This window comes from Gordonibacter pamelaeae 7-10-1-b, assembly GCF_000210055.1.
GTDB classification, from domain to species: Bacteria; Actinomycetota; Coriobacteriia; order Coriobacteriales; family Eggerthellaceae; genus Gordonibacter; species Gordonibacter pamelaeae.
The window spans coordinates 875,220-877,021 of the sequence record NC_021021.1; the positions used below are offsets into that span (position 1 = coordinate 875,220).

A 1,802-nucleotide genomic window follows, 5' to 3' on the forward strand; every position below is an offset into this window, starting at 1 on the left:
GCACCTCCTCGACCACGCGCCCGCGCACGGTCTCGTCGCGCACCACGCCGCCCTCCGCCTCGCCGGGGCGCGACTCGAACTGCGGCTTCACCAGCCCCAGGAACACGCTTCCCTCCCGGGAGAGCCGCGCGAACACGGGCGCGAGCTGCGCCAGGCCGATGAAGCTCAAGTCGGCCACGAGCACGTCGAACGGCGCGCCGAGCGCGGCGGGGTCGGCCAGCTTGATGTTCGTGCGCTCGAACACGGCCACGCGCCCATCCTGCCGAAGCCGCCACGCCAGCTGGCCGTAGTTCACGTCGACGCAGGCCACGCTGGCCGCCCCGGCCTGCAGCAGGCAGTCGGTGAAGCCGCCGGTGGACGAGCCTATGTCGATGCAGCGCAGGCCGGACACGTCCTGCCCGTACGCGTCGAGCGCGCCCTGCAGCTTGTGCCCGCCCCGCGACACGAACCGACGCCGCCCGCGCACCCTGATCTCGGCATCGGGCGCCACCTTCAGGGCGGCGCTCGTGGCGTACACGCCGTCCACCTTCACCTCGTGCGCCAGCACGGCGCGCAGCGCGGCATCCGCATCGGGAAAATAGCCCTGCTCAACAAGCAGCGTATCGAGTCTCGTCTTCTTCATGGGCACCAGTATAGCGCATGCGGCAGCCTCGTCGCGCACTGCCGCGCAGCGCGCCTTAACGCGATCTTAACCGCTGGCGCCGGCTTCTTCAGCGCGTCTTAACGCGCCCTTGGCTAAGCTTGAGAGGCGCACCGGGGAAAGGAGTTCGCCATGTCGGCATTGGACCTGCTCTTCGCGCTGCTGGGCATTGCAGCGCTTGCGGGAGCGGGAGCGTTCGTCTCGTTCCTGCTGCTGGTCGAGCGTGCCGGCCGCGCCTGGCGCATCAGGCTTCCCTGGTAGCGGGCGGCGCCCTGCAGCGGAGCAGCGCGCCGCCCGCAGCGCGCTACCGCACGATCTTCATGCTTTCTTAATGCCAGAACCATGACCTTAACGCCGCGCTCATGGGCGCAGGCGTATGATGGGCCCGCTATGGAGACATCTTCGACAGAGCCGATCCGGCCCAACCCCGACAACCTGCTGCGGGCCATCGCAGCAGACGCGGGCGCCTGCGCGCGCGGCGATAACGAGCGGCGCGGCCGCCTCAAGATATTCTTCGGCTACGCGGCCGGCGTGGGCAAGACCTACGCCATGCTCGAGGCGGCCCACGCGGCGAAGGAGCACGGCCGCGACGTGGTGGTGGGCTACATCGAGCCCCATACGCGCCCCGACACGCTCGCGCTGCTGGACGGCCTGGAGCAGCTGCCCGTACGCGAGATCCCGTACAAGGGCATCACGCTGCGCGAGTTCGACGTGGACGCGGCCCTCGCGCGCAAGCCCGGCCTCATCCTCGTGGACGAGCTGGCCCACACGAACGCCCCCGGCAGCCGCCACGCCAAACGCTACCGCGACGTGGAAGAGCTGCTGCACGCGGGCATCGACGTTTTCACCACCGTGAACGTGCAGCACCTGGAAAGCCTGAACGACAAGGTGTCCGCCACCACCGAGGTGGTGGTGCAGGAGCGCATCCCCGACCGCATCTTCGACTACGCCTCGTCGGTGGAGCTGGTGGACCTTGATCCCGACGACCTCGTGGAGCGTCTGGAGGGCGGCAAGATCTACGGCGCCGAGCGCGCCGAGACGGCGCTCGCGAACTTCTTCTCCAAGAAGAACCTCGCCTACCTGCGCGAGCTGGCCCTGCGCCGCACGGCCGACCGCCTGAACCGCAACCTCGAGCGCGGCCTGGGGCGCGCTGCGGGCGACG

3 protein-coding genes are annotated in these 1,802 nt (G+C 69.6%); 2 read left to right on the plus strand and 1 reads right to left on the minus strand.

The window, feature by feature from the left end; all coding sequences use genetic code 11:
* The coding region (locus GPA_RS04160) for a TlyA family RNA methyltransferase (protein ID WP_041240054.1) at window positions 1-622 on the minus strand (622 nt) is incomplete at its 3' end.
* 150 nt (window positions 623-772) lie between these two features.
* Here GPA_RS04160 and GPA_RS20355 point away from each other — a divergent pair.
* Together GPA_RS20355 and GPA_RS04165 are read left to right on the plus strand one after the other, a co-directional pair.
* Window positions 773-901: a hypothetical protein gene (locus GPA_RS20355; protein ID WP_015539028.1), complete on the plus strand. Its 129-nt coding sequence runs from the start codon at window positions 773-775 to the stop codon at window positions 899-901.
* Window positions 902-1,030: 129 nt separating this feature from the next.
* Window positions 1,031-1,802, plus strand: a 772-nt coding sequence (locus tag GPA_RS04165; protein ID WP_041239052.1) for a histidine kinase, incomplete at its 3' end; no start/stop codon positions are given.

Excerpts from the sequence above, each read along its gene's own strand:
- GPA_RS20355 (WP_015539028.1), top strand. The coding sequence starts at position 773 with ATGTCGGCATTGGACCTGCTCTTCGCGCTGCTGGGCATTGCAGCGCTT.